Source organism: Streptomyces sp. NPDC101191 (assembly GCF_044767915.1).
GTDB lineage: Bacteria > Actinomycetota > Actinomycetes > Streptomycetales > Streptomycetaceae > Streptomyces.
This window is the reverse complement of record NZ_JBIWOU010000002.1, coordinates 502,225-527,906: the sequence shown is the minus strand read 5'-3', so window position 1 is coordinate 527,906 and position 25,682 is coordinate 502,225. Positions and strand designations below refer to the sequence as shown.

The window sequence follows — 25,682 nt, the reverse complement described above, 5'->3', positions numbered from 1 at the left end:
GCGATGGGCGGGTGGACCCGCCGGAGGCGGGCCGGGACCCGGAGGTTCCGGCCCGCCCGGCGGGCCGACTCAGGCGCGGGTCACAGCGCCGGGTACGCGTTCTTCAGGAGCTCCCGGAACTGCGCCGAGAACCACTGGCCCGCCAGCGGCGCGTCCGGGAGGGCGCCCGACATGCTGTTGCCGTTGCGGACGTTGCCCGTGTACGTCGGGTCGCACATGCGGTCGAAGCCCTTGCCCTCGTTGTTCGGGATCTCCTTGCTCGCCCCGTCGGACTCGCCCGGCGGCTTCATCCAGACGTACGCGTCGATGCCCGCGGCCGGCGCCGCCTGGGGCCGTTCGCCGAGGCCGGCGCCGGACTGGTTGCACCAGTTGCCGAGGTGGATGCGCCGGTCGTAGCGGCCCCCGTTCACATAGGTGTCGACGCTGGTCGACGCGCCGGGCCCGGTGGGCCGCGCCGCGCCGCCCCAGCCGTTGCGGGAGGTGTCGATCAGCATGCCGATCTTCGGGTCGAAGCCGATCGAGACGAGCTTGTCGCGCATCGCCTGGGCGTACGACAGCTCGTCGGTGTAGCGGTTCCAGTCCACCCACTTCGACTGGCGCACCGAGACCCCGTTCACGGAGTCGTTGATGGTGAAGTGGTCCTCCTTGAGGGCGCTGTAGTTGGCGGTGTTGACGATGAAGCCCTGGACGTTGGCGACGGTCGAGCCCTCGGCGGTCGCGGCCGTCCTGAAGAGCTCGGCGGAGGCGCCGAAATTGTCGTCCCAGCCCAGCCAGCCGTGGTGGCCGGCGTCCACGTAGTTGTAGACGTTCGGGATCGCGCCCAGCTTGTTCAGGGCGTAGCCGACGCCCTTGATGTAGTTGCCGTTGGCCTTCATCACGTCGCAGTTCGCGGTCGCCGTGGGGCGGCCGGTCACGTTGGTGACGAGGTTGGGCAGCGAGTCGATCTCGACGGTGGTGACGATCCTCAGGCCCGCGTAGGCGGGGTCGGCGAGGATGGCCGCGATCGGGTCGATGTACTGCGACTTGTACTTGTCGATCTCCGTCGGTCCGAGCTCGCCGTTGGACGCGAGCGCGGAGCAGTCACGGCCGGGCAGGTTGTAGATCACGAGCTGGACGACGAGCTCGCCGCTGCCCTTCTGCTTCAGCGCCTCGTCGAGGTGGGCGCGCAGCCCCATGGAGGTCGCGGAGCCGTGGACGGCGGCGATCCGGTCCAGCCACACCCCGGTGGGCTGGTTGGACACCTTGGTTCCGCCCGGTTCGGCGGCGGCCTTCGCCGACCACTCCGGGTTCACGTACACCTTGGCCCCGGCGTAGGGGTTGTCGGCCTTCGTACCGGGCGGCGGGGTGGTGGGAGGCGTGGTGGGCGGGGTCGTCGGGGGAGTGGTCGGCGGGGTCGTGGGCGGTGTGGTCGGCGGCGTCGCGCCGTTGCACACGACGCCGTTCAGCGTGAAGACCGCCGGCACGGCGTTGGTCCCGCTGTAGGAGCCGTTGAAGCCGAAGGAGGTCGAACCCCCGGTGCCGAGCGTGCCGTTGTAGGAGACGTTCTTCGCGGTGACCGCGGACCCGGACTGGGTCAGCGTGGTGTTCCAGGACTGGGTGACCTTCTGGTCCCCACCGAAGGACCACTCCAGGGTCCAGGCGGAGACGGGGTCGCCGGTGTTGGTGACGGTGACGTTGGCACCGAATCCGGAGTTCCACTGGCTGGAGATCTGGTAGTCGACCCGGCAGCCCGGGGTGGCGGCGCCGGCGGCGGCGGTGCCGAACACGGTGGCGGTGGCGCCCGTCGCCGTAATCAGGCCGAGGGCCGCGAGCAGGGCGGTGCGGCTGGTTGTGCGGCTCATGGGGTGGTAGCCCTTTCAGTTTCCGTTCAGGGAGCGCAGGTGGTCGCGCAGCCCGATGCCGAAGGTGGTGGGAGTGCCGTCGTACGAGGTGATCAGGGCCGGCCCGGAGGCACAGTTCCAGGTGTTCCAGGTCCAGCCCAGGTAGGAGAGTGCGCGCTCGTCGAACCACTTCATGACGCGGTCGACGAAGGCGTGTCCGCAGGTGTTCTCGCCGATCTCGCCCGCCACCAGGGGGACCTGGGCGGCGACCGGGGCGAGCGTGCCCGTCCAGCACGACTCGTCGGCGCAGGTGTTGAAGTTGTAGACGTGCCAGGCGGCGGCGACACGGCCCGCCGGATCGGCGGGGGCGTGCGCGAGCCACTGGCTCAGGTCGTTGGAGTACGCGAGGCCGGCGACCAGGAGAACGTTCTGCGCTCCTGTCGCGCGGACCGCGTCCACCAGGTCCTGCATGCCGGCGACCTCGTAGCCGATCCCGGGACAGCTCCCGCCGTCGCGCCAGCAGGTCCAGGCCTGCGCGGCGGTGGGGGTGGCCCGGTCCGGGTAGGGCTCGTTGAAGAGGTCGAACACGACCCGCCGGTCGTTCTTGAAGGTGTCGGCGACCGAGGTCCAGAACGCCGGGGTGTACTGGGCGTCGGGCATCGGCTTCTGGCAGCTCGCGTGGACGTCGGCACAGCCCGCCGAGTTTCCGGTGTACTGCCCGTAGGTCCAGTGGAGTTCGACGATCGGCGTCATGCCGTGCGCGATCACCCGGTTCACCAGGTCCTTGACCGCGGAGACGTAGTTCGCCCCGCGGTACTCGGGCTTGATGTTCGTCAGGCCGAGCCAGCACTCCTCGTTGAGCGGGATGCGGACGGCGTTGGCCTTCCAGTCGGCGATGGCCTGGACGGACGCGTCGTCGACAGGACCGTCAAAGATGCCGTACCCCTGCACGCACATGAACTCGCCGCCGGAGCGGTTCACGCCGAGCAGGCGGCGGGTGGCGCCGTTCCGGTCGGTCAGCCGGTTGCCGGTGACGCCGAGCTCGGGCGCGCCGGTGACCGGGGTCGGTGGTGTGGTCGGGGGAGTCGTGGGCGGAGTAGTGGGTGGGGTCGTGGGAGGAGTGGTCGGGGTGGTGGGGGTCGGGGTCGGTGTGGGGCCCGGGTCCTGGTCGCAGACCGTGCCGTTCAGCGTGAACGCGCCCGGTGCCGGGTTGCTGCCCGACCACGTGGCGAGGAAGCCGGTGGTCGCGCCGGCCCCGGTGGCGAGCGAGCCGTTCCAGCTCTCGTTCACGGCGGTGACGCTCGCGCCCGACTGGGACCACTTGGCGCCCCAGCCCTGGCTGATCACCTGGCCGCCCGGGAAGTCGAAGCCGAGTTTCCAGGAGCTCACGGCGGGACCGTCGTTGGTGACGGTCACGGCGCCCTGGAAGCCGCCGGACCAGGATCCGGTGACGGAGTACTGCACGGTGCAGAGCGGTGCGGCCGCGGCTCCCGAGGCCGTACCCGAGACGACGAGAGCGGTGCTCGCCGCCGTGAGCGCCGCTCCCGCGAGCAGCGCCGTCAGACGTGGGGGATGTCGCATGAGCGAGTCCTCGCAGCGAGGGCACGCCCCGGTGGCGTGCCGACTGGATGGAACCGCTCCCACTGGTCGGGCAGACCGTAGCGGCAACTGACCCCAAGGAAAAGAGGAGTTGGCCAAATTTCCGGACCGGATGCCTTCGACTCTTCGGCTGTCTTGACGGCGTCTCGTCAGGTCTGCACAGTGGGAGCGCTCCCACTGGTTCAGAGCTTGACCACTCGCCCTCGCACCACCCCACCTTTCGAGCCGCGAGGAGAACCACCCGCATGCCACCACGCCCCCACCGGCCCCACGGCCCACGCCGTCCGGTCCGGCCCCTCACCGCGCTGGCCGCCGTTCTCGCCCTGCCGGCCGCCCTGCTGACGGTCGGACCGGCCGCCCAGGCCGCCACCGTGCAGTGCAGCGTCGACTACAGGACCAACGACTGGGGCTCCGGCTTCACCGCCGAGCTCACCCTCACCAACCGCGCCACCACCGCCCTCGACGGCTGGTCGCTGAGCTACGCGTACACCGGCGACCAGAAGCTCGGCAACGGCTGGAACGGCACCTGGAGCCAGTCCGGCAGGACCGTCACCGTCACCAACGCCGCCTGGAACGGCACGGTCGCCGCGGGCGCCGCCGTCACCACCGGCGCCCAGTTCGCGTACACCGGTACCAACACCGCGCCGACCTCCTTCAGCGTCAACGGCACCCCCTGCACCGGCGCCAACCAGCCCCCGGTCACCGTCCTCACCAGCCCGGCGCCCGGCGCCGTGTACACCGAGGGCGACGCCGTCCCGCTCGCCGCCACCGCGGCCGCCGCAGACGGCGCCACGATCGGCAAGGTCGAGTTCTACAGCGACACCAGCCTCATCGGCACCGACACCACGGCGCCCTTCACCCTGGGTGCCACCTCCCTGCCGGCCGGTGCCCACTCCCTCTACGCCAAGGCGTACGACTCCCTCGGGGCCACCGGCGAGTCCGCGCCCGTGGGCATCACCGTCGCCGCCGGCCCCGCGCTCGTCGCCACTCCCGCCCAGCTCTCCGTACGGCAGGGCGGGAGCGGCACCTTCGACCTCAAGCTCTCCACGCCGCCCACGGCGAACGTGACCGTGGGGGTCGCCCGCACCTCGGGCGTCACCGGCCTCACCGCGAGCCCGGCCGCACTCACCTTCACCCCGGCGAACTGGAACACCGCCCAGAAGGTGACCGTCGCCGCCGCGGCCACCGGCACCGGGACGGCCGTCTTCACCGCGACCGCCCCCGGTCACGCCAAGGCCGAGGTCACCGTCGCCCAACTGGCCGCGAACTCCACGTACGACGCCCGCTTCCTCGACCTCTACGGGAGGATCACCAACCCGGCCAACGGCTACTTCTCGCCCGAGGGCATCCCGTACCACTCCGTCGAGACCCTGATCGTCGAGGCCCCCGACCAGGGCCACGAGACGACCTCGGAGGCCTACAGCTACCTCGTCTGGCTCCAGGCCATGTACGGGAAGATCACCGGCGACTGGTCCAAGTTCAACGGCGCGTGGGACACCCTCGAGAAGTACATGATCCCCACCCACGCCGACCAGCCCACCAACTCCTTCTACAACGCCGCCAAGCCGGCCACCTACGCGCCCGAGTGGGACCTGCCCTCGCAGTACCCGGCGAAGCTCGACACCGCCGTCACGGCCGGCGCCGACCCGCTCGCCGCCGAGCTGAAGAGCGCGTACGGCACCGACGACGTCTACGGCATGCACTGGATCCAGGACGTCGACAACGTCTACGGCTACGGCAACGAGCCCGGGAAGTGCTCGACCGGCCCGACCGCCACCGGCCCCTCGTACGTCAACACCTTCCAGCGCGGCCCGCAGGAGTCCGTCTGGGAGACCGTCCCCCACCCCACCTGCGACCGGTTCGCCTACGGCGGCAGGAACGGCTACCTCGACCTGTTCACCGGTGACAGTTCGTACGCCAGGCAGTGGAAGTTCACCAACGCCCCCGACGCCGACGCGCGCGCCGTCCAGGCCGCCTACTGGGCCGACGTCTGGGCCAGGCAGCAGGGCAAGGGCGCCCAGATCGCCACGACCGTCGGCAAGGCCGCCAAGATGGGCGACTACCTGCGCTACGCCATGGTCGACAAGTACTTCAAGAAGGTAGGCGACTGCGTCGGACCCACCGCCTGCCCCGCGGGGACCGGCAAGGACAGCTCCCACTACCTGATGTCCTGGTACTACGCCTGGGGCGGCGCCACGGACACCTCGGCCGGCTGGGCCTGGCGCATCGGCTCCAGCCACGCCCACGGCGGGTACCAGAACCCGCTGGCCGCCTACGCCCTCAGCTCCTACGCCCCGCTCAAGCCCAAGTCGGCCACCGGAGCCGCCGACTGGGCGACCAGCCTGACCCGGCAGCTGGAGTTCTACCGCTGGCTGCAGTCCGACGAAGGGGCCATCGCGGGCGGCGCCACCAACAGCTGGCAGGGCCGCTACGCCACCCCGCCGGCCGGCACCCCCACCTTCCACGGCATGTTCTACGACGAGAAGCCGGTCTACCACGACCCGCCGTCCAACCAGTGGTTCGGCTTCCAGGCCTGGTCCATGGAGCGGGTCGCCGAGTACTACCAGCAGACCGGCGACCCGGCCGCCGGAACCGTGCTCGACAAGTGGGTCGCCTGGGCACTTTCCAAGACCACGGTCAATCCCGACGGCACCTACCGCATCCCCTCCACCCTGCAGTGGTCCGGCGCACCCGACACCTGGAACGCCGCGAGCCCCGGCGCCAACAAGGGGCTGCACGTGACCGTCGCCGACTACACCGACGACGTCGGCGTGGCCGCCGCCTACGCGAAGACCCTGACCTACTACGCGGCCAGGTCCGGCCACGCCGAGGCCAAGCGGGTCGCCAGGGCGCTCCTCGACGGCATGTGGGCCCACCACCAGGACCCGCTGGGCATCGCGGTCCCGGAGACCCGGGCCGACTACAACCGCTTCGACGACCCCGTGTACGTCCCGAGCGGCTGGACCGGCACCATGCCGAACGGCGACGCCGTGAACGCCGCGTCCACGTTCGCCTCGATCCGCTCCTTCTACCGGAACGACCCCGCCTGGCCGAAGATCGAGGCCTATCTGGCGGGCGGCGCCGCCCCCGTCTTCACCTACCACCGGTTCTGGGCCCAGGCGGACATCGCCCTGGCCATGGGCTCGTACGCGGAGCTGCTCGAATAACCGCCGCCCCGCGAAAGCGAGCCGGCTCCGCGTACGACGACGCCGGGCGGACCCTCACACGGGGTCCGCCCGGCCTCCTCTTCCCACCCCCCGGCCCGGGTCGCGGGAAAGGGACGACCGGGGCACCATGGGATCTTGTGGACCCTCAGGGGCACGCGCACCGCGCGGCTTCGGTCGCCGTGGCGCGGCCGCCGACCAGGAGGCGTCAGTTGGCTGAGCTCATCGTCATCGGATACGACGACCCCCGCGTGGCCGAAGAGGCCTTCGGCACCGTCCAGGACCTGCAGCGGGACCACGTCGTCCACCTCAACGGCCTCGCGGTCGTCTCCGTGGACGAGGACGGCCGGACCCACGTCGACTCGTCGAGCCGCATCGTCGGAGTCTCCGCCGCCTCCGGGGCCCTGTGGGGCGCCATCTTCGGCGTGCTCTTCCTGGTGCCCGGGCTCGGTCTGCTGACCGGGGCGGCGCTCGGCGGCCTCGTGGGCAGGCTCAGCAAGTCGGGTGTCGACGAGCGGTTCCGCCGGCAGGTGGGCGACCTGCTCGGGCCCGGCTCCGCAGCCGTCGTGATGATGGCGTCGAAGGTCACCGAGGACAAGTTCGCGGCGGCCATGCAGCGGCACGGCGGCACCGTCCTGAAGACCTCGCTCAGCGACGAGGACGAGAGGGACCTGGCCGAGCAGCTCACCGGCACGCCGTAGCCGCCGCGTCCCCCGTGACCCCCTCGGCGGCGCACCGGGCACCCGAACCGCCGCCACCGCCCAGGAAGGCCATCCCATGGACCCCGTGCTCACCCCGGGCTCGCTCGCGAAGCTCCGGCAGCCCCGGCCGTACCCCGCCCTCTCCCTCGTCATGCCGACGCACCGGCGAGAACCGGACAAGAGCCAGGACCCGGTCCGGCTGCGGAACCTCATCGCCGAGGCGGAGAAGGCCCTCCAGGACGACCCGGCGGTCACGCGCGAGAAGCGGGCCGACGTCCTCGACCAACTGCGGCGGGCCGAGGCCGAGATCGACCTGGCGCACGCCGAGGACGGACTGGTGGTCTTCGTCGCTCCGGGAGAGCGTCACGTCTGGTCGGTGGCCCGGGAGGTCCCGGAACGCGTGGTCCTGGCCGACACCTTCCTCACCCGCAACCTCGTCGCCGCGCAGGCCGCCGAGCAGCCGTACTGGGTGCTGGCGGTGGCCGCCGACCGGGTGTCCCTGTGGGACGGCGGATCCGAGCGGGCCGCCGAGCACACCGGCGACGGCTTCCCGCTCTCCCGCAGCCTGGAGGACCCGGACGCGGAGCGCAAGGAACGCATCGGCGACCTCCCCAGTACCTTCCAGGACGAGGCCACGCGTCAGTTCCTGCGCGAGGCGCACGAGAAGCTGCGGGTCGTGCTGGCCTCCGAACCGCGGCCGCTCTACGTGGTCGGATCGTCCGCCGCGCTCGCGCTCCTGTCGGACCTCGGCTCCTTCGGCCCGGCCACTCTGACGGTCGAGCACGGCGGACTGGCCGCCGGGCCGGCCGCCGCCGTGTGGGACGCGGTCGAGCCGATCCGGACCGCACGCGACGCCGCCGCGACGGCCACCGTCGTCGCCGAGCTCGACGCGGCCAGGGGCCGCCGCGAGTACGCCGGTGGCATCGACGAGGTGTGGCAGGCGGTGAGGGACGGCCGGATGCGTCTGCTGGCCGTGGAGGAGCACTACCAGGCGACCGTCCGCGACGAGGGCGGCCACCTGGAGCCCACGGAGGCCTCGGAGTCGGGGGCAAGGGACGACATGGTGGACGAGATCGTCGAGCAGGCCCTCGAGACCGGGGCCGAGGTCCGCTTCGTGCCCGACGACTCCCTGAACGGCCGGGGGCGCATCGCCGGAGTGCTGCGCTACTGACGCGGTACCGGCCCGGAGTGCCGGGCCACCGGCCCCTCCCCTGTAAGGAGAAACGGATGTCCGAGCTCATCGTCATCGGCTACGAGGACCAGGCGGTCGCCAACAAGGCCTTCGCGGAGGTGCAGAAGCTGAAGGACGGGCACGTCGTCGACCTGACCGGTCTGGCGGTCGTCACGGTGGACGAGGACGGCAAGACCCATGTGGACACGCCCGCCAGGAGCGAGGAAGTGGCTCTTTCGGCCACGGCCGGCGCCCTGTGGGGCATGGTCTTCGGCATGGTCATCCTCACGCCGGCCATGGGGGTGGTGGGTGCCGCGGTCGGCGGACTGATCGGCAAGCTGAACCAGATGGGCGTCGACGGGAAGTTCCGCGGGAAGGTGCAGGAGCTGCTCAGGCCCGGCCACTCGGCCGTGGTCGTGATGGCCTCCAAGGTCACCGAGGACCGGTTCGCCGCGGCGATGGCGCCCTTCGGCGGAACAGTGCTCAAGACCTCGCTCTCCGAGGAGAGCGAGAAGGAGCTCGCGGAGCAGCTGGCCGGCCCCGAGGCGGCATGAGCCACGCCGGATCGGGCATCCCCGGTACCGGGCCGGCGACCGGGCCGCCGCCGGCCCTCCTGCGGATCGGCGGCGGCCCGTCGCGCGTCCGTGAGCGGTGACGAGGAGGGCGGTGACGGGCGGTGACCGGTCCGGCTGTTCCGCAGCGCGTGCCACGTACCGCGTGCCGGGAGGTGTGCGGGGCGGAGACGTGCCGCGGTACGGGTGCGGCTCAGCCCTCCGTGTAGAGGGGATCCTTGCCGAGCTCGTGGTTCCGGATCGCCTCCCGGACGGCGGTGACGAACGCGGTCCAGAAGTGGTCCGCGTAGGGGTTCTTCGTCGAGGGCGTGCCATAGCTGGACATGCGTCCGCTCGCTCCCTGGTCCCAGACGCCGAACATCGCCGCGCGCAGTGCGGTGGATATCTCCAGCTGGGCGCCGGCCCCGGTGCGCGTGCGGTTGACGATGTTCGACGGGTGGTTGCCGTCGATGCCCGGGTCGGTGCCGTTCACCTCGATGCTCACGTCCAGCGCGGCGTCGCCGTTGCCGGGCTTGAGACCGTTCCGCGCGAAGGCCGCGGCCAGGTTCCGCTTCAGCCGCTCGTCGCGGCCGCCGACGATGACCCGCTTGTTCGCCGTGTCCGAGAAACCGTGCAGGGAGACGGCGTACAGGTTGTTGCCGCAGGCGGCGAGCGCGGCCGGATCGTCGCAGCCCGTGGAAGTCACGTGCTGCGCCTGTGAGTTCGCCAGGGCCTCGAACATCCAGAAGTCGCGCTGGGGCGTGCCCGGCACCGCCGAGTCGGTGGGATCGCCGCCCTGTTCGAAGGGCGTGTATCCGGCGACGGCCATGCAGAGCTCGCTGGTGCCCGCCTCGATGCCGCCGCCGTGCGGCGCGATGACGGCCGTGGTGGACACCGGGACGCTCGAGGCACGGACGTTGTCCGTGACCTGGACCGGAGCACCGATACGGAACCGGCGCACCCAGTCGCTGCCCTCCTTGCTCGCCGTCTTCGTGTACAGCTCGGTGTTGGAGGCGTACGTGTCGGCCGCGGCGGCCCGGGTGGCCCCGTTGCCGACGACGGCGTTGAGGGTGGGCAGGCCGGCGGCCACGGCTGCCACGGAGGCGAGAACGGTGCGTCTGCTGGTGTGGGTCATGGCGCGATCTTGCCCGATGCCTCCGACAGCTCCCGCGTCGGGTCCTGGACATGACAGGAACCCCGGCCCCGCCGAGGGAGCTGTCGGAGGAGCCTGGTCAGGGCAGCGGTGTGCGGTGCAGGCTGATCAGCAGGCGCCAGACCCTTCCGGTGATCTCGGCCGGTGTGGCCTCGATCATGCCGTGCAGCCAGTCGGCCAGTACCCCGGCGAAGGCCGAGGCCACGGCCGAGGCGACCAGCTCCGGCTCCGGCGCGCCGGCCAGCTCCCGCTCGGCCCGGCTGCGGGCGCGCAGGTCCCGGTGCAGGACCTGGCCCAGCGGGCCACCACCGCCGGGCCGGAGCAGCTCGCCGTAGAGCGTGCGGTGCGAGGGGAGACGCTCGAAGAAGTCGACCAGGGCGGGCGGCGGGCTCGCGGGGTCGGCTACGCCGCGCCAGGCGTGCAGGGCGTCCACCGCCTCGCGGACGATTCCGGCGCAGGCGTCGACGGCCAGCGCCTCCAGATCGGCGTAGTGCACGTAGAACGTGGCCCGGCCGACCCCGGCCCGGCGCACCAGCGCCGCGACGCTGACCTTCTCCAGCGGGCCGCTCGCGCACTCCTCCAGCAGGGCCTCGCGCAGCCGGGCCCGGGTCCGCTCGGTGCGAGGGTCCTCCGGCACCGCGTTCACCCGGCCGACAGGACGGCGCCGAGCGCGAGGGCGCCGGGCAGGGCCTGGGCGATCAGGATGCGGCGGTTGGCGGTGAAGCCGCCGTAGACGCCGGCGATCACGACGCAGACCAGGAAGAACACCCGGACCTGGAAACCGGTCGGGTCCCCGGCGAACAGTCCCCAGACGAGACCGGCCGCGAGGAACCCGTTGTAGAGGCCCTGGTTCGCGGCGAGCGGCGCGGTGGCGCGGGCCAGGTCCGCGTCGAAACCGGAGAGCCTGCGTCCCGGTGCACGCTGCCACAGGAACATCTCCAGGGCCATGAAGGACAGGTGCAGGAAGGCCACCAGGCCCACCAGCACGCTTCCGGTCGTCTCCATCGGTGCGTTCACTCCCTCAGGTCGCGCGGATCCCGTCGCCCGGTGCCGGGCGCGTCCCTCGCCATGTAAATGGACAGCTGTCTCGAATGTATGGACACCTGTCCAGGAAGTCAACCTCGCCATCCGCGCACCGTCCGATGACCGGGGCGCGCGTGCCCGGCGCCCGTGCGCAGAAGAATTCGGATGCCCGGGACCTGCGCGCCTCCCTACGCTGCCGCCATGAACAGCGGACCCGTCCTACTGAACGTCGTCGACGTGGAGGCCACTTGCTGGGAAGGGCAGCCCCCTCCCGGTCAGGTGAGCGAGATCATCGAGATCGGACTCACGGTCGTCGATCTCGCCGCCCGGCGCCGGGTCTCCCGGCACCGCGTCCTGGTCCGCCCCTCCCGTTCCGACGTGAGCGCCTTCTGCACCGAGCTGACCGGTCTGACCCTGGCCGAGGTGGCCTCCGGCGTCGCCTTCGACGAGGCCTGCCGGTTGCTGGCCGACACGTACGACGCGCGGCGGCGACCCTGGGCGAGTTGGGGCGACTACGACCGCGGGCAGTTCGACCGCCAGTGCCGGGCCACGGGCGCGCCCTACCCCTTCGGGCGGCCCGCGGAGCACGGGCACACCAACGCCAAGGCCGTCTTCACGGAGGCCTATGGTCTGCGCAAGCGACCCGGCATGGCGGGCGCGCTGAAGATCGCCGGACTGCCCCTGGAGGGACGCCACCACCGGGGCGAGGACGACGCGTGGAACATCGCCGCCCTCGTCCTCGACCTGGTGGACCGCGAGGCCTGGCCCCCTGCCGGTCCGCCCGCGGGAGAGCTGTTCTAGCAGCCCGCCCGGCGTTCCAGACGCCGGAGCCGCCCGCCGCGAGCAGCACCAGACCCTTGACGACCGGCTGGTCGTCGGTGCCGATGCCGACGAGGGACCTGCCGTTGCCGAGGACGCCGAGGACGAGCCCGCGCTGCCGGGGACATGCCGGGGTGAAGGCCGCTCCGGCGGATCAGCGCACCGCGAGCAGATGCTCCAGGGCGAGCTGGTCGAGCCGCTCGAAGGCCATCGAGCGCTCGGCCGCCGCGCCCGCGTCGAAGCTCTCGTACGCCGTCGGGTCGGCGAGCAGCCCCGCGAGGCCGTCGGCGGCCGTCGGGGCGGCGAGCTCGTGGAGACGGGAGGCGGTCAGCGCGGCGGCGACCTCGGGGTCGGCCCGGAACGCGGCGGCGCGCTCCTTGAGGATCAGGTAGTTGCGCATGCAGTTCTTCGCGGACTCCCACACCCCGTCGAAGCCGTCGGTGCGCACCGGCTTGAAGTCGAAGTGGCGCGGCCCCGCGTATCCGGCCGTCTCCAGGAGGTCGACCAGCCAGAAGGCCTGCCGCAGGTCGCCCGCCCCGAACCGGAAGTCCTGGTCGTACTTGATGCCCGACTGGCCGTTGAGGTCGATGTGGAAGAGCTTGCCCGCCCACAGCGCCTGGGCGATCCCGTGCGGGAAGTTGAGCCCGGCCATCTGCTCGTGGCCCGTCTCGGGGTTGACGCCCACGAGCTCGGGCCGCTCCAGGCGCTCGATGAACGCCAGGGCGTGGCCGATCGTCGGCAGCAGGATGTCGCCGCGGGGCTCGTTCGGCTTGGGCTCGATCGCGAAGCGCAGTTCGTAGCCCTGCTCGGTGACGTACTGGCCGAGCAGGTCGAAGGCCTCCTTCATCCGGTCGAGCGCGAGCCGCACGTCCTTGGCGGCGCCCGACTCGGCGCCCTCGCGGCCGCCCCAGGCCACGTACACGGACGCCCCGAGCTCGACGGCGAGGTCGATGTTGCGGATCGTCTTGCGCAGTGCGAAGCGGCGCACGTCTCGGTCGTTGGCGGTGAAGGCGCCGTCCTTGAAGACCGGGTGCGTGAAGAGGTTCGTCGTGGCCATCGGAACCTTCAGGCCGGTGCGGTCGAGCGCGGCCCGGAAGTGCTTCACCGTCTGCGTGCGCTCGGCCTCCCCGGCGCCGAAGGGGATGAGGTCGTCGTCGTGGAAGGTGACCCCGTACGCGCCGAGACCGGCGAGCCGCTCGACCGACTCGACCGGGTCCAGGGCCGGCCGGGTGGCGTCGCCGAAGGGGTCACGGCCCTGCCAGCCGACCGTCCAGAGGCCGAAGGTGAAGCGGTCGTCGGGGGTGGGGAGGAGATGCTGCGGCATGTCCGGCTCCTTCGTGAGGCTGGCCGCCAGATTTGTTTTCTGAGATAACTAATACTCTCAGCGAAGGCCGGGCGCCAGAGCCCGCACCCGGGAAAGGAGACCTGGCCCATGCCCACAGGCCCGGTGGTGATCGGCGTCGACAGCTCCACCCAGTCCACGAAGGCAGCGCTCGTGGACACGGAGACCGGCGCCCTGCTGGCCCTCGGCCGCGCGCCCCACACCGTCGGCGGTGCGGAAGGCGCGCGCGAGACCGACCCCGAGGAGTGGTGGACCGCCCTGACCCGGGCCGTCGCCGACGCCCTGCGGCAGTCCGCCGTTCCGCCCGCGGCCGTCACCGGCATCGCCGTGGCCGGCCAGCAGCACGGCCTCGTCGTCCTCGACGCCGCCGGCCGGCCCCTGCGGCGCGCGCTCCTCTGGAACGACACCCGCTCCGCCCCGCAGGCCGCCGCGCTGACGGACGCCCTCGGCAGCCCCGGCGCCTGGCTCGCCCGCACCGGGTCCGTCCCCGTGGCCTCCATGACCGCCGCGAAGTGGCAGTGGCTGCGCGAGATCGAACCCCGCACCGCCGCCGGTGCCGCAGCCGTCCGCCTCCCGCACGACTTCCTCACCGAGCGGCTCTGCGGCACCGCCGTCACCGATCCCGGCGACGCCTCGGGCACCTGCTGGTACGACACCGGCCGCGCCGCGTACGACCACGAACTGCTCGCGCTGCTCGGCCTCGACCCCGCCCTGCTCCCGGCCGTCGCCCCCACGGGCGGCACCCGGGTCGGCACGCTCACCCCTGCCGCCGCCGACGCGCTGGGCCTCCCGGCAGGTGTCACCGTCGCCGCCGGCACCGGCGACAACATGGCCGCGGCCGTCGGGCTCGGACTCGGCGGCGCCGGACTCCTCGACCGTCCCGTCGTCAGCCTCGGCACCTCGGGCACCGTCTTCGCCGCCACCCGCACCCGCCCCGCCAGCCCCGGGATCGCCGGCTTCGCCGCCGCCGACGGCAGTCACCTGCCCCTCGGCTGCACCCTGAACTGCACCCTCGCCGTCGACCGCATCGCCGCGCTCCTCGGCCTCGACCGCGAGGACGCCACCCGCGGCGACGGCCTCGTCCTCCTGCCGTACCTCGACGGCGAGCGCACCCCCGACCTGCCGCACGCCACCGGCCTGCTCACCGGCCTGCGGCACGCCACCACCCCCCAGGCCCTCCTCGGCGCCGCCTACGAGGGCGCCGTCTTCACCGTGCTGCGCGCCCTCGACGAACTCCTCGCCGCCTGCGGTCTGGACCCCGCCGCGCCGTCCGTACGCGAGCTGCCGTTGCGGCTCATCGGCGGGGGCGCGCGGGGCCGGGTGTGGACCGACACCGTCCGCCGCCTCTCCGGCCGACCCGTGGTGGTCCCCGCCGCCACGGAACTGGTCGCCCTGGGCGCGGCCGCGCTCGCCGGGGCTGCCGCGAACGGCGTCGACCCGGTCGCCCTCGCGACCGTCTGGGGCGCGGGCGCGGGCCGCGAACTCGACCCGGTCGAGCAGGACGAGGACACCTGGCAGCGGATCGCCGGAGTGCTGGCTCACGCGGCCCCGACGCTGCTCGGCTGACCGCGACGGGAGGTGGGGCGCGGCTCGGCCGGTCCGGCCTTCCGGCCCGGGCCGGCCCGGCTCGGCGGTGCACTGCCGGCCCGGCTCAGCGGTGCGCCCGCCGGCCCGGGCCGGCCCGTACCAGCAGTGCGCCCGCGCCGCGCCCCGGTTCGCCACGTCCGGCCCGCTCTCGTCCGGCCGGCTCTCGTCCGGCCCGCTCTCGTACGGTTCGCACGGCCCGGCCCGCCGCCCCGTCCGGCTTGCCTCCTGCGGTCTTCCGGCCCGCCGCCCGGCCCGGCCCGCCCCGCCGCCCGGCCCGGCCCGCCGCCCGGCCCGGCCCGCCGCCCGGCCCGGCGCGGCCGCCCCGCCCGGCGCCACCGCGCAAGGTCCCGGGAGATCGTCAGTGCACCAACGGTTTTCGCCGTGACCGTTGACACCCGGTCGATCCGTGCGGACACTCATGCCACCTAGCCAGTGAAACGAATTTCACCAGGCGAACACGACTGGCGAGCAAGAGCCGCCGAACGAGCCGCGTCCCCAGGGAATCCCATGACGAACGCCACCGCTCCGCCCCAACCCCGCGCCCACACCCTCCGGTCCGTCCTCCCCGTGCTCGCCCTCTGCTGGGTCGCGGTCTTCTTCGACGGTATGGACGTCACCATCTACGGCGCCGTGATGCCGCACATGCTCGACGACCCCGGTCTGGGCCTCACGCCCGCGAGCGCCGGCACCATCGGCAGCTGGACCACCTTCGGCATGCTGGTCGGTGCACTGACGGCCGGAACCGTCACCGACTGGCTCGGCCGCCGGCCGATGCTCGTCGCCAGCATCGTCCTCTTCTCCGCGGGCTCCGCGGTCTGCGCCCTCGCCGGGGACCTCGTCCTCTTCGGTGCCGGGCGCTTCGTCTCGGGACTCGGCCTCGGCGGTCTCATGCCCCTGTGTCTGGCCATGGTCCTGGAGTTCGCCCCGCCCCGGCGGGCCGCCCTGATGACCGGTCTGCTCATGACCTCGTACCACGTCGGCGGCATGACGGCCACGGGCCTCGGGATCGGCCTGGCGCCCACCGCGGGCTGGCGCTGGGTGTTCTGGGCGGGCGTCCTGCCCGCCGTCGTCGCCGTACCGCTGCTGCTCGCCCTGCTGCCCGAATCGCCCGGGGTGCTGCTCGCCCGTGGTCAGCGCGAGCGGGCCGACGCCGTCGCCGACCGCTACGGCCTCGCCCGGCCGACTCCCGTCGCCGCGTCGACGGCCGGCGCGCTGGGGCGCGTCGCCGCCGTGCGGGCCCTGTTCCGTCCCGAGTCCCGCTGGGTGACACCGCTTCTGTGGGCGGCCTCCTTCTGCGGGCTCCTCCTCGTCTACGGCGTCGCCACCTGGCTGCCGACGATGATGCGGGCCTCCGGCTACGGCCTGGACTCCTCCGTCGCCTTCCTCATGGTCATCAACGCGGGTGGCATCGTCGGCCTGTTGATCTCGGGCCGGCTCGCCGACCGCTTCGGCCCGCTCCGGATCGCCGCGATCTGGTTCGTCCTCACCGCGGTGGGCGCGCTCCTGCTCAGGGCGCACCTCCCGCTCGGAGTCACCTACGTCGTCGTCGCCGTGACCGGTGTCTGGCTGTTCAGCGCCCAGGTGATGGTGTACGCGGCGACCGGCGCCGTCTACCAGGGTGCCGAGCGTGCCGCCGGCCTCGGCCTCGTCACCGGTGTCGGCCGCATCGGCGCGGTCGTGGGCCCCTGGCTGGTGGGTGCGCTCGCCGCGGCCGGCAACCAGAGCTGGGGCTTCACCACCTTCGCCGTCGCCGGCATCCTCGGCTCCGTCGCCGTCGTCCTGGTGCCGCTCGCCGCGCGCCTCGGGCGGCCGGCCGCACCCGCCGGAGCCCCCGCGGCGGCGTCGGCGGCGGCCGTGGGGGAGTGACTACTCCGGACCCGCGACCCGTGCCTCAGGGTGCGGGGAGGGGTTCCGGGGGATTGCGGAGCTCCTCCGCCGCATCCGACACCCGCCGGATCAGGGAGAGGAAGAGGGTCTGCTCCTCGGCGGAGAGCGGGGCCAGGAAGATCTGGTTCATGCGCGCCGTGCGAACCGTCAGTTTGCGGTGGACGCGCGCCCCTTCGGGCGTGAGGTGCAGCAGGAAGCGGCGCCCGTCCGCGGGGTCGCGCACCTTGTCGAGCAGCCCGCGGCGGATGAGGCGGCCGACCACCTCGGCGATCGTCGAACGGTCGAGGGCCACCCGCTCGCCCACCGTGCGCTGGTCGAGACCCGTTTCGGCCGTGAGGGCGTTCAGGACGCCGAACTGGGGGGAGGTGATCTCCTCCGAGACCATGGTCGTCCAGAGCAGGTGGTGCGCCTGCTGCAGTCGCCGGGCCAGATGCCCGGGATGCGTGGCCAGATCCACCGCGGCCATGAGCGCCTCCTCCTGGGGTTTCGTCGGTGCACGGAACGATACCTTGCCTCGCTCTGGCCGATCAGAACCCGTTGACGACGGGGCAGTCGCCTGCCAGCATGGCCTCGCCATCGGAAATAGTCAGTGCACTGATTAATGCACCTGCCACTCTTCCGCTCGTCACTCCCAGGACGGTCCGGAGCCCCCGGATCGGTCCGACCGCAAAGAAACGAAGGGCTATCCCATGGACAAGGTGGTCGCCACCGCCGCGCAGGCGGTGGCGGACGTCCCGGACGGGGCGTCGCTCGCGGTGGGCGGCTTCGGCCTCAGCGGCGTACCGAACGCCCTCATCCAGGCCGTCCACGAGCGTGGCGTCGGCGGCCTGGCGGTCGTCTCCAACAACTGCGGCGCCCTGGACTCCGGCCTCGCGGTGCTCCTCGCCGCCGGCCGCATCACCCGCGTCACCGGCTCGTACATCGGCGCCAACAAGGAGTTCGCGCGCCAGTACCTCGCCGGCGAGCTGGAGGTCGAGCTGATCCCGCAGGGCACCCTCGCCGAACGCCTGCGCGCCGGAGGCTGCGGCATCCCGGCCTTCTTTACCCCCGCCGGCGTCGGCACCCTCGTCGCCGACGGCGGACTGCCCTGGCGCTACGACGGCGAGGGCGGCGTCGCGCTCGCCTCCCCGCCGAAGGAGGTACGCGACTTCGACGGCGTCCCGTACGTCCTGGAGCACGCCATCCGCACCGACTACGCCCTCGTCCGCGCCGCCAAGGGCGACCGCCACGGCAACCTCGTCTTCCACGCCTCGGCCCGCAACTTCAACCCGCTGGCCGCCATGGCCGGCCGGATCACCGTCGCCGAGGTCGAGGAGCTCGTCGAGCCGGGCGCCCTCGACCCCGACCACGTCCACCTGCCCGGCATCTTCGTGCAGCGCGTCCTCGCCCTCACCCCCGAGCAGGCCGCCGACAAGGCGATAGAGAAGAGGACCACACGATGAGCTGGACCCGCGAACAGATGGCCGCCCGCGCCGCCCTCGAACTGCGCGACGGCCAGTACGTCAACCTCGGCATCGGCCTGCCGACCCTCATCCCGAACCATCTCCCCGAAGGCGTCGAGGTCGTCCTCGAATCCGAGAACGGCATCCTCGGCACCGGCCCCTACCCGGCCGAGGACGAGGTCGACCCCGACCTCATCAACGCCGGCAAGGAGACCGTCACCGTCCTGCCCGGCGCCTCCTACTTCGACTCCGCCCTTTCCTTCGGCATGATCCGCGGCGGCCACATCGACGTCGCCGTCCTCGGCGCCATGCAGGTCTCCGCCCGCGGCGACCTGGCCAACTGGGCCGTCCCCGGCCGCCTGGTCACCGGCATCGGCGGCGCCATGGACCTGGTCCACGGCGCGCGCACCGTCATCGTCGTCATGACCCACACCGCGAAGGACGGCACCCCCAAGATCGTCCAGGAGTGCGACCTGCCGCTCACCGGACGCGCCTGTGTCGACCGCGTCATCACCGACCTCGCCGTCCTCGACGTCACGGAGGAGGGCCTCGTCCTCGTCGAGACGGCGCCCGGTGTGACGGCCGGGGAGGTCGTCGCCCGGACGGCCGCGCCCGTGCTCGGGCCGGAGCTGACGGCGGTCCCCGTGCCGGACCCGGCAGCGGCGCGCCACCGTCTCCGTCCCTCGCTCTCCGACTCGCTGGAGCTCTCGTGAACGACCTCACCCAGGAACGCGTCGACGCCGAGATGGGCGCCCTTCAGGACGCCTACGACAGCGCCCTGGCCGCCGGCGCCCCACCCCGCCACCATCCGCCGCGCGACTACGCCCCTTACCGCAGCTCCCTGCTCCGGCATCCCCGCCGCCCGCTGGTCGCCGTGGACGGCGACCCCGAGGCCGTCGAGCTCGCCGGACCCGTCTTCGGCGTCACCGACGTCACCGAACACGACCACGACCTCACCCGGATGCACACCGGCGAACCCCTCGGCGAGCGGATCACCGTCTCCGGGCGCCTCCTCGACCGGGCGGGCCGACCGGTGCGGGGCCAGCTGATCGAGATCTGGCAGGCCAACGCCTCGGGGAGATACGCCCACCTACGCGACCGGCACCCGGCGCCCCTCGATCCCCATTTCACCGGTGTCGGACGCACTCTGACGGACGACCAGGGCCGCTACTCCTTCACGACGATCAAGCCCGGCGCCTACCCCTGGCGCAATCACACCAACGCGTGGCGCCCCGCGCACATCCACTTCTCCGTCTTCGGCACGGCGTTCACGCAGCGGCTGGTCACGCAGATGTACTTCCCCGGCGACCCGCTCGTCGCCCATGACCCGATCATCCGCTCGGTCACCGACGAGGCGGCCAGGGACCGGCTCGTCGCCCGCTACGAACACGGCCTGTCCGTACCGGAGTTCTCGCTGGGCTACGCCTGGGACATCGTCCTCGACGGGCCGGCCGCCACCTGGACAGAGGAAGGACGCTGACCGCCGTGGAGTCCACGCCCCTGCTGCCCACACCGTCCCACACCGTCGGACCGTTCTACGGCTACGCGCTGCCGTTCCCCGGCGGCGAGCGCATCGCGCCCGACGGTCACCCCGAGCGCATCACCCTCCACGGGTACGTGCTCGACGGCGCCGGCGCGCCCGTGCCCGACGCCCTTCTCGAGTTCTGGCAGGCCGCGCCCGACGGCTCCCTCGCCGGTGCGCCCGGCTCGCTGCGCCGGGACCCCGTCACGGGGGGCCACCTCGGCCGGGCCGGCACCGGGTTCACCGGCTTCGGCCGCGTCGCCACCGACGCCGACGGACACTACGCACTGCACACCCTGCCGCCCGGCAACTCCGGCCGACCGCACGTCAGCGTCTGCGTGTTCGCCCGCGGGCTGCTCCACCACCTCTACACGCGCGCCTACCTCGCCGACGGGCCCGACCCGCTGCTCGACCGGCTCCCGGCCGACCGGCGCAACACCCTGGTCGCCGCCGAGGAGCCCTACCGCACCTACCGCTTCGACATCCGGCTGCAGGGTGAGGGCGAGACGGTGTTCCTGGAGTTCCCGTGACCGACCCCGCTCCCGACCCCGCTGCCACCGGCCTCGGCCCCATCGGCCCCGCAGCCGCCGGCTCCGCCCCGACCGCGCGTGCCACGGCCGGACAAGCTCCGGCCGACGCCGGACCGCCGGACGACGCCGCCGGAGCGGTCGACGCAGGGCTGCTCGACCCCGTACGGGCGGGCTCGCCCGCCGAGGCCGCCACCGGCGACACGGCCTTCCTCCAGGCTCTCCTGGACGCGGAGGCCGCGCTCACCCGCGCCCAGGCGGCCACCGGCGCCGCTCCCGCGGAGGCCGCCCGCGCGGTCACCGCCGCGGCCCGGGCGGCCCGCCTCGACGTCCGGTCGATCGCCCTGCGGGCGCGCAGCGGGGGCAACCCCGTCATCCCGCTGGTCGCGGACCTGACCGAGGCCGTGGCGGAATGGGGCCCGTACGTGCACCGGGGCGCCACCAGCCAGGACATCCTGGACACGGCCGCCATGCTGGTGGCCGCCCGCACCCTGGGGCTCGTCCTCGACGCCCTCACCCGGACGGAACGGACGCTCGCCGCCCTCGCCGCCGCCCACCGGGACACCGCGATGCCCGGCCGCACCCTCACCCAGCACGCCGTCCCCACCACCTTCGGTCTGAAGGCGGCCGGCTGGCGCTCGCTCGTCCTCGACGCGCGGGACCGGATCGAGGCGGTGCGGAACGGACTGCCGGTCCAACTCGGCGGCGCCGCCGGGACCCTGGCCGCCTTCGCCGACCACGGCGCCGGCGGCGAGGAGGCGATCGCGCTGCCCGCCGCGTACGCACGGGAACTCGGCCTCGCCGCGCCGCTCCTGCCCTGGCACGTACTCCGCACCCCCGTCGCCGATCTGGCGGGCGTCCTCGCCCTCACGGCCGGGGCGCTCGGCAAGATCGCCGTCGACGTCCTCGTCCTGTCCCGCACCGAGATAGCCGAGGTCGCCGAAGGCGCGGGCGGCGGGTCCTCCGCCATGCCCCACAAGGCGAACCCGGTGCGCGCCACCCTCGTCGCCTCCGCCGCGCGACGGGCCCCGCACCTCGCCGCGAGCCTCTACGGCTGCCTCGCCGCCGAGGACGAACGACCCGCCGGCACCTGGCACGCCGAGTGGGAACCGCTGCGCGAACTGCTGCGGCTCGTCGGCGGCGCGGCCCACCACGCCGCCGCCCTCACGGAAGGACTCCGCGTCGACCCGACCGCCATGCGGGCCCACCTGGACCTCACCGGCGGGCTGCTCGTCGCCGAGCGCCTCTCCGTGGCGCTCACCCCCCTCCTCGGCCGGAGCCGCGCACGTGCCCTGCTCGCCGAACTCACCGCGCGCAGCCGCGCCGAGGGCCGCCCGCTCGCCGAACTCCTCGACGGGCATCCCGAGTCGGCCGGGATCGACGTGGTCGCCCTGACCGATCCGACCCGCGCCACCGGCTGCGCCGGAGCCCTCACCGACCGAGCCCTGGAGCGCCGATGAGCCCCCGCACCCCGCACCACCTCGTCGAAGGGCCCGCCACCGCACCGGTCCTCGTCCTCGGACCCTCGCTGGGCACCTCCACCGCCCTGTGGGACGCCGTCGCCCCCGAACTCTCCGTCACCCACCGGGTGGTCCGGTGGGACCTGCCCGGGCACGGCGGCTCGCCCGCGGACCTCATCGGCCCGGGGGCGACCATGGCCGACCTGGCCCGACTGGTCCTCGACCTCGCCGACACCCTGGGCGTCGACCGCTTCTCGTACGCCGGTGTGTCACTCGGCGGCGCCGTCGGACTCCACCTCGCGGTGCACCACCCGGAGCGGGTCGACCGCCTCGCCGTCCTCTGCTCATCCGCCCACTTCGGCGGCTCGACCCCCTGGGAGGAACGGGCCGCCACCGTCCGCCGCGAAGGACTGGACAAGCTCGCCGGGACGGCCGACACCCGTTGGTTCACACCGGGGTTCACCGTGCCGCGCCTGGTGGCCGACCACCGGGCCGCCGACCCCGAGGCGTACGCCTCCTGCTGCGACGCGCTGGCCGCCTTCGATCTGCGCGACCGGCTCGCCGACATCACCGCGCCCACGCTGCTCGTCGCCGGCCGGGAGGACCCGGCGACCCCGCCGGCCCACCTCAGGGAGATCGCCGACGCCGTCCCCGGTGCCGCCCTGACGGAACTCCCCGGTGCCTCCCACCTCGCCCCCGCCGAACAGCCGGAGGCCGTGCTCGCCGCTCTCCGCGCCCATCTCACGGGCACGCCCGCCCGAAGCGGCACGGCCGTCCGCCGTCAGGTCCTCGGCGACGCCCATGTGGACCGTGCCCAGGCCCGGCAGACCCCGCTCACCGCCCGCTTCCAGGACTTCATCTCCCGCTACGCCTGGGGCGAGATCTGGACCGACCCCACCCTGTCCCGGCGCGAACGCAGCCTGATCACCCTCACCGCCCTCGTCGCTCACGGCCACCACGACGAGCTGGCCATGCACCTGCGCGCCGCCCGCCGCAACGGGCTGACCGACGAAGAGATCGCGGCGGCACTGCTCCAGACCGCGGTCTACTGCGGAGTCCCGGCGGCCAACACGGCCTTCGCCGTGGCCCAACGGGTGCTGGGGGAGGAGGAGTAGAGGGCGATTCCTTCGGACCGGGCCCCGGCGGCCGTAGCTTTGTTTGCTGCCGGTCAGGGCCAGGCGTAATCTGAATGTGGCCGCAGCATCGCGGAACGCGACACGTAGGTTGCCGCGTGAACCATCAGGTATAAACATCAACTGCCTGATGTGGTCGGCTGCATCCGGCATCGACGGCACTTCAACCACTGAGGGTGCGGATGCGGGTGCGGGTGCGAGTGCGGCGATGAGAAACCACTTCTGGCGTCATCGGAAAAGTGGCGCCTTCGGCGACCCGGCAAACCTTCTCGTTGCGCGTGCAGGTCTCCGAAGGACGCCCCTTGGAGGTCACCATGCGAACCGGCAAAGCAACCGTATCCGCGGCGGCGGCAGTACTGGCGCTCGTGGGGAGCATACCCGTGGCGGCAGCCTCCACCACGGCGTCCGTGGAGGCTGCTCCGGACCTCGTCCCCACGCTGGGGATCAACGGCGCCACGCTGTACGGGGTTCGTCAGCGCTCGGGCGGCACCCTGTGGGACATGAAGGTCGACTACAACTTGAACTTCACCACGTTCGACCGCACGAACCAATTCGCATTCCAGTCCTGGTGCGACATCTGGGAACAGGACAGTGATGACGACGACCTCATCAGGCGAGGCAAGAAGGCCAACGTCAGCCCCGTCAACCAGAGTCGCACGGCAAGCTTCACCATCAGCAGCAGCGACCTGGACACCGAACTCGGAGGCGAGGAGATCTACGCCAGGTGCTTCGTGAGGAACATGGAGACCGGCTCGCAGCCCGCCAGTTACTCCACGCGCATTCAGATCTCCCCGTGAGGCACTCCGCCGGGATCGGCGCCGAGGTCCGGGCCGAGGACCCCGTTCACTGACGTCGTCGGCAACGGAACGATCGGTCATCGATGCCCCCGAGCGCGCACGGTTCGGGGGCATCGGTACGCCTGGTTCACGAGGAGCTCACGGTTCGGTTCCGGTACCGCGGCTAGTACGCCGGAACCCGGGCGAAGCGTTCCGTCATGTGGAGGTCCGCCTCGATGCCGGTGATCGCCGTCGCCAGTTCCGGGAGGACCTCGCGTACGCATTCCTCCGCGGATCTCCGGCTGGCGTGCAGGGCCACGTTGACGGCGGCGACGGCCCGGCCCGTGCGGTCGCGGACCGGCATCGCGATCGATCGCAGGCCCTCCTCCAGCTCCTCGTCGACCAGCGCGTACCCCTCGCTCCCCACCCGGTCCAGGAGCGCGCCGAGTTCGGCGCGCCCGGTCACCGTGTGCGGGGTGAGGGCGCGCGGCTCGGAGGCGTCGAGCCGGGCCGCGCGCTCCTCGGGCGGCAGGTCGGCGAGCAGGACGCGGCCCATGGAGGTCGCGTACGCGGGGAAACGGGTGCCGATCGTGATGTGGACGTTCATGATGCGGCTGGTCTCGACCCGCCCCGTGTACTGGACCTCGCCGCCGACCAGGACGGCCAGCGAGGTGGACTCCCGTACCCGTTCGGCCAGGTCGGCGAGATGCGGCTGGGCGATCCGGGTGAGCGTGGTACGGGACAGCGGCGCGAAGCCCAGGGAGAGCACCCGGGGCGTGAGCCGGAACTCCCGGCCGTCCACCGCCACGCAGCCCAGGTGTTCGAGGGTGATCAGCGCCCGCCGGGCGGTGGCCCGGGCGAGCCCGGTGGCCTCGGCGACCGCCGTCAGCGGCAGCGCGGCACGGCCCTCGCCGAAGGCCGTGAGGACCGTGAGCCCGCGCGCCAGCGACTCCACGAACTCCCGGCCCAGTTCCTGCTTCGACGCACCCGTCCAGGTGGCGAGCCCGGTCGGCGCGGCCGGGGCCGCCGCCGGCGCCTCCCGCAGCGAGCGCTCCATCGCGGCGGCCGCCGTCCGCAGCCGCGGCAGCAGCGCCTCGCGCAGCGCGGCGGCGTCGTGCCGGCTCGTGTGGCTCACGGTGCTCAGCGCACACGCGATCCGCCCGTCGCCGCCGCGCACCGGCACCGCGAGGGCCACGAGTCCGGGCTCGACCAGCTGGTCGTCGAGGGCCCAGCCGGCCGTCCCCGCCGCGGCGGCGCGCTCCTCGAAGTCCACGCCGCCCGCCGTACGCGAGGGCGCGGCGGGGAACCCCCGGCCCTGCGGGTCGGCGGCCCGCCGGGCGCGCCATCCCTCCCACGCGGCCGCGTCCCACTCGGAGGCGAACAGGGCGCCGGGAGCCGTGCGTTCGGCGGGGAGCAGGTCGCCGATGCGGAAGCTCACCGACATCGCGCGGCGCCGGGTGGCCTGGTGCACGAAGCGGATCCCGTCCCCGTCCGGGACGGCGAGCGACACCGACTCGTCCAGTTCGTCGGCGAGCGCGTCCGCCCGCGCGCCGAGCAGGTCGGGCAGCCGTACGGACGCCAGATAGGCGTTGCCGAGCTCCAGGACGCGCGGCGCGAGGAGTACGTCGCGGCCGTCGATCCGCACGTAGCCCATGCGCGCCAGCGTGCCGGTGACGCGGTCCACGGTGGACCGGGCGAGCCCGGTGGCGCGCTCGAGTTCACCGACCGGCATCCGCCCGCCGGCGTCGGTGAGCCGGCGCAGCACGCCGACCCCCCGCAGCAGGGGGGTCACGGCCTCGGGGGGCGTCTCGGCGGGCGAATCGTAGGCAGGGGGCATCGGCTCTCCGTCGCTGATCTTCGGTCCACCGTAGCGAACGGGGCCGGGTACCCCGTTGACAGGCGAACCCGCCCGCTACCAGACTCCCAGCATAGTGAAGTTGTCTTCACTATGCGAACAATCCGCCGCGCCGGCGCACCCCGGGGACCCCTCCGCGACCGCCGAGCC

The 25,682-nt window shown here is 73.0% G+C and carries 22 protein-coding genes and 1 pseudogene; 14 read left to right on the top strand and 9 right to left on the bottom strand.

Annotated features, from left to right (window positions below; genetic code table 11):
• Nucleotides 1-80: 80 nt before the first annotated feature.
• Together ACIRQF_RS09460 and ACIRQF_RS09455 are read right to left on the bottom strand one after the other, a co-directional pair.
• Entirely contained in the window at nt 81-1,841 is a 1,761-nt protein-coding gene (locus ACIRQF_RS09460) for a glycoside hydrolase family 6 protein (RefSeq protein WP_382483514.1), read from the bottom strand.
• A 15-nt stretch (nt 1,842-1,856) separates the two neighbouring features.
• Nucleotides 1,857-3,401, bottom strand: coding sequence for a cellulase family glycosylhydrolase (locus tag ACIRQF_RS09455; protein WP_404090318.1), 1,545 nt, complete (start codon nt 3,399-3,401; stop codon nt 1,857-1,859).
• A 263-nt stretch (nt 3,402-3,664) separates the two neighbouring features.
• On the opposite strand from ACIRQF_RS09455, the gene ACIRQF_RS09450 reads away from it, so the two are divergent.
• From ACIRQF_RS09450 to ACIRQF_RS09435, 4 genes are all read left to right on the top strand, one after another.
• The gene (locus ACIRQF_RS09450; protein WP_404090314.1) at nt 3,665-6,586 is read left to right on the top strand and encodes a glycoside hydrolase family 48 protein; all 2,922 of its coding nucleotides are present in this window, start codon (nt 3,665-3,667) and stop codon (nt 6,584-6,586) included.
• Between the two features lie 209 nt (nt 6,587-6,795).
• Entirely contained in the window at nt 6,796-7,284 is a 489-nt protein-coding gene (locus tag ACIRQF_RS09445; RefSeq protein ID WP_376634997.1) for a DUF1269 domain-containing protein, read from the top strand.
• 76 nt (nt 7,285-7,360) lie between these two features.
• Complete coding sequence (locus ACIRQF_RS09440) at nt 7,361-8,455, top strand: chemotaxis protein (RefSeq protein WP_404090310.1); 1,095 nt, start codon at nt 7,361-7,363, stop codon at nt 8,453-8,455.
• A gap of 56 nt (nt 8,456-8,511) precedes the next feature.
• Nucleotides 8,512-9,009 carry a DUF1269 domain-containing protein gene (locus ACIRQF_RS09435; RefSeq protein WP_376634993.1) on the top strand — a complete coding sequence of 166 codons (498 nt, stop codon included), beginning with the start codon at nt 8,512-8,514 and terminating at the stop codon, nt 9,007-9,009.
• Nucleotides 9,010-9,220: 211 nt separating this feature from the next.
• Here ACIRQF_RS09435 and ACIRQF_RS09430 read toward each other — a convergent pair whose 3' ends face one another.
• From ACIRQF_RS09430 to ACIRQF_RS09420, 3 genes are all read right to left on the bottom strand, one after another.
• Nucleotides 9,221-10,141, bottom strand: a complete 921-nt coding sequence (locus ACIRQF_RS09430) for a poly-gamma-glutamate hydrolase family protein (protein ID WP_404090307.1) — start codon at nt 10,139-10,141, stop codon at nt 9,221-9,223.
• Between the two features lie 97 nt (nt 10,142-10,238).
• Nucleotides 10,239-10,796 (bottom strand): TetR/AcrR family transcriptional regulator, encoded by a 558-nt coding sequence (locus tag ACIRQF_RS09425; protein ID WP_382483504.1) that lies wholly within the window; start codon nt 10,794-10,796, stop codon nt 10,239-10,241.
• A gap of 5 nt (nt 10,797-10,801) precedes the next feature.
• Nucleotides 10,802-11,164 carry a DUF1304 domain-containing protein gene (locus ACIRQF_RS09420; protein ID WP_376634988.1) on the bottom strand — a complete coding sequence of 121 codons (363 nt, stop codon included), beginning with the start codon at nt 11,162-11,164 and terminating at the stop codon, nt 10,802-10,804.
• Nucleotides 11,165-11,383: 219 nt separating this feature from the next.
• Between ACIRQF_RS09420 and ACIRQF_RS09415 the strand changes: the two genes are divergently transcribed.
• A complete protein-coding gene (locus tag ACIRQF_RS09415; RefSeq protein WP_404090304.1) occupies nt 11,384-11,983 on the top strand; it encodes an exonuclease domain-containing protein in 600 nt (199 codons plus the stop codon).
• Nucleotide 11,984: 1 nt separating this feature from the next.
• Here the strand turns inward: ACIRQF_RS09415 and ACIRQF_RS09410 are convergent.
• Together ACIRQF_RS09410 and xylA are read right to left on the bottom strand one after the other, a co-directional pair.
• Nucleotides 11,985-12,113: pseudogene (locus ACIRQF_RS09410) on the bottom strand (sugar ABC transporter permease); the annotation flags it as partial.
• Between the two features lie 42 nt (nt 12,114-12,155).
• On the bottom strand, nt 12,156-13,325 hold the full coding sequence (gene xylA, locus ACIRQF_RS09405; protein WP_404090302.1) for a xylose isomerase: 1,170 nt from the start codon (nt 13,323-13,325) through the stop codon (nt 12,156-12,158).
• A 108-nt stretch (nt 13,326-13,433) separates the two neighbouring features.
• Here xylA and xylB point away from each other — a divergent pair, with 108 nt between their 5' ends.
• Complete coding sequence (gene xylB / locus ACIRQF_RS09400) at nt 13,434-14,909, top strand: xylulokinase (protein ID WP_404090300.1); 1,476 nt, start codon at nt 13,434-13,436, stop codon at nt 14,907-14,909.
• Between the two features lie 528 nt (nt 14,910-15,437).
• Nucleotides 15,438-16,796, top strand: a complete 1,359-nt coding sequence (locus ACIRQF_RS09395) for an MFS transporter (protein WP_404090298.1) — start codon at nt 15,438-15,440, stop codon at nt 16,794-16,796.
• Between the two features lie 25 nt (nt 16,797-16,821).
• Here ACIRQF_RS09395 and ACIRQF_RS09390 read toward each other — a convergent pair whose 3' ends face one another.
• Nucleotides 16,822-17,283, bottom strand: coding sequence for a MarR family winged helix-turn-helix transcriptional regulator (locus ACIRQF_RS09390; protein WP_376634980.1), 462 nt, complete (start codon nt 17,281-17,283; stop codon nt 16,822-16,824).
• A gap of 223 nt (nt 17,284-17,506) precedes the next feature.
• Here ACIRQF_RS09390 and ACIRQF_RS09385 point away from each other — a divergent pair, with 223 nt between their 5' ends.
• The 7 genes from ACIRQF_RS09385 to ACIRQF_RS09355 all read left to right on the top strand — a co-directional run bounded on the left by ACIRQF_RS09385 (nt 17,507) and on the right by ACIRQF_RS09355 (nt 23,698).
• Entirely contained in the window at nt 17,507-18,259 is a 753-nt protein-coding gene (locus ACIRQF_RS09385) for a CoA transferase subunit A (RefSeq protein ID WP_404090296.1), read from the top strand.
• Nucleotides 18,256-18,972: a CoA transferase subunit B gene (locus tag ACIRQF_RS09380; RefSeq protein ID WP_382483493.1), complete on the top strand. Its 717-nt coding sequence runs from the start codon at nt 18,256-18,258 to the stop codon at nt 18,970-18,972. Before ACIRQF_RS09385 ends, ACIRQF_RS09380 begins: the two co-directional genes overlap by 4 nt.
• 32 nt (nt 18,973-19,004) lie before the next feature.
• Nucleotides 19,005-19,739 (top strand): protocatechuate 3,4-dioxygenase subunit beta, encoded by a 735-nt coding sequence (pcaH, locus tag ACIRQF_RS09375; protein ID WP_376635262.1) that lies wholly within the window; start codon nt 19,005-19,007, stop codon nt 19,737-19,739.
• 5 nt (nt 19,740-19,744) lie between these two features.
• On the top strand, nt 19,745-20,311 hold the full coding sequence (gene pcaG, locus ACIRQF_RS09370; RefSeq protein ID WP_404090293.1) for a protocatechuate 3,4-dioxygenase subunit alpha: 567 nt from the start codon (nt 19,745-19,747) through the stop codon (nt 20,309-20,311).
• Between the two features lie 149 nt (nt 20,312-20,460).
• On the top strand, nt 20,461-21,768 hold the full coding sequence (gene pcaB / locus ACIRQF_RS09365; protein ID WP_404091749.1) for a 3-carboxy-cis,cis-muconate cycloisomerase: 1,308 nt from the start codon (nt 20,461-20,463) through the stop codon (nt 21,766-21,768).
• Nucleotides 21,765-22,883 (top strand): 3-oxoadipate enol-lactonase, encoded by a 1,119-nt coding sequence (gene pcaD / locus ACIRQF_RS09360; RefSeq protein ID WP_404090291.1) that lies wholly within the window; start codon nt 21,765-21,767, stop codon nt 22,881-22,883. Before pcaB ends, pcaD begins: the two co-directional genes overlap by 4 nt.
• Nucleotides 22,884-23,203: 320 nt before the next feature.
• The gene (locus ACIRQF_RS09355; protein WP_382483491.1) at nt 23,204-23,698 is read left to right on the top strand and encodes a hypothetical protein; all 495 of its coding nucleotides are present in this window, start codon (nt 23,204-23,206) and stop codon (nt 23,696-23,698) included.
• Between the two features lie 163 nt (nt 23,699-23,861).
• Here ACIRQF_RS09355 and ACIRQF_RS09350 read toward each other — a convergent pair whose 3' ends face one another.
• Nucleotides 23,862-25,514, bottom strand: a complete 1,653-nt coding sequence (locus ACIRQF_RS09350) for an IclR family transcriptional regulator C-terminal domain-containing protein (protein WP_404090289.1) — start codon at nt 25,512-25,514, stop codon at nt 23,862-23,864.
• Nucleotides 25,515-25,682 lie beyond the last annotated feature (168 nt).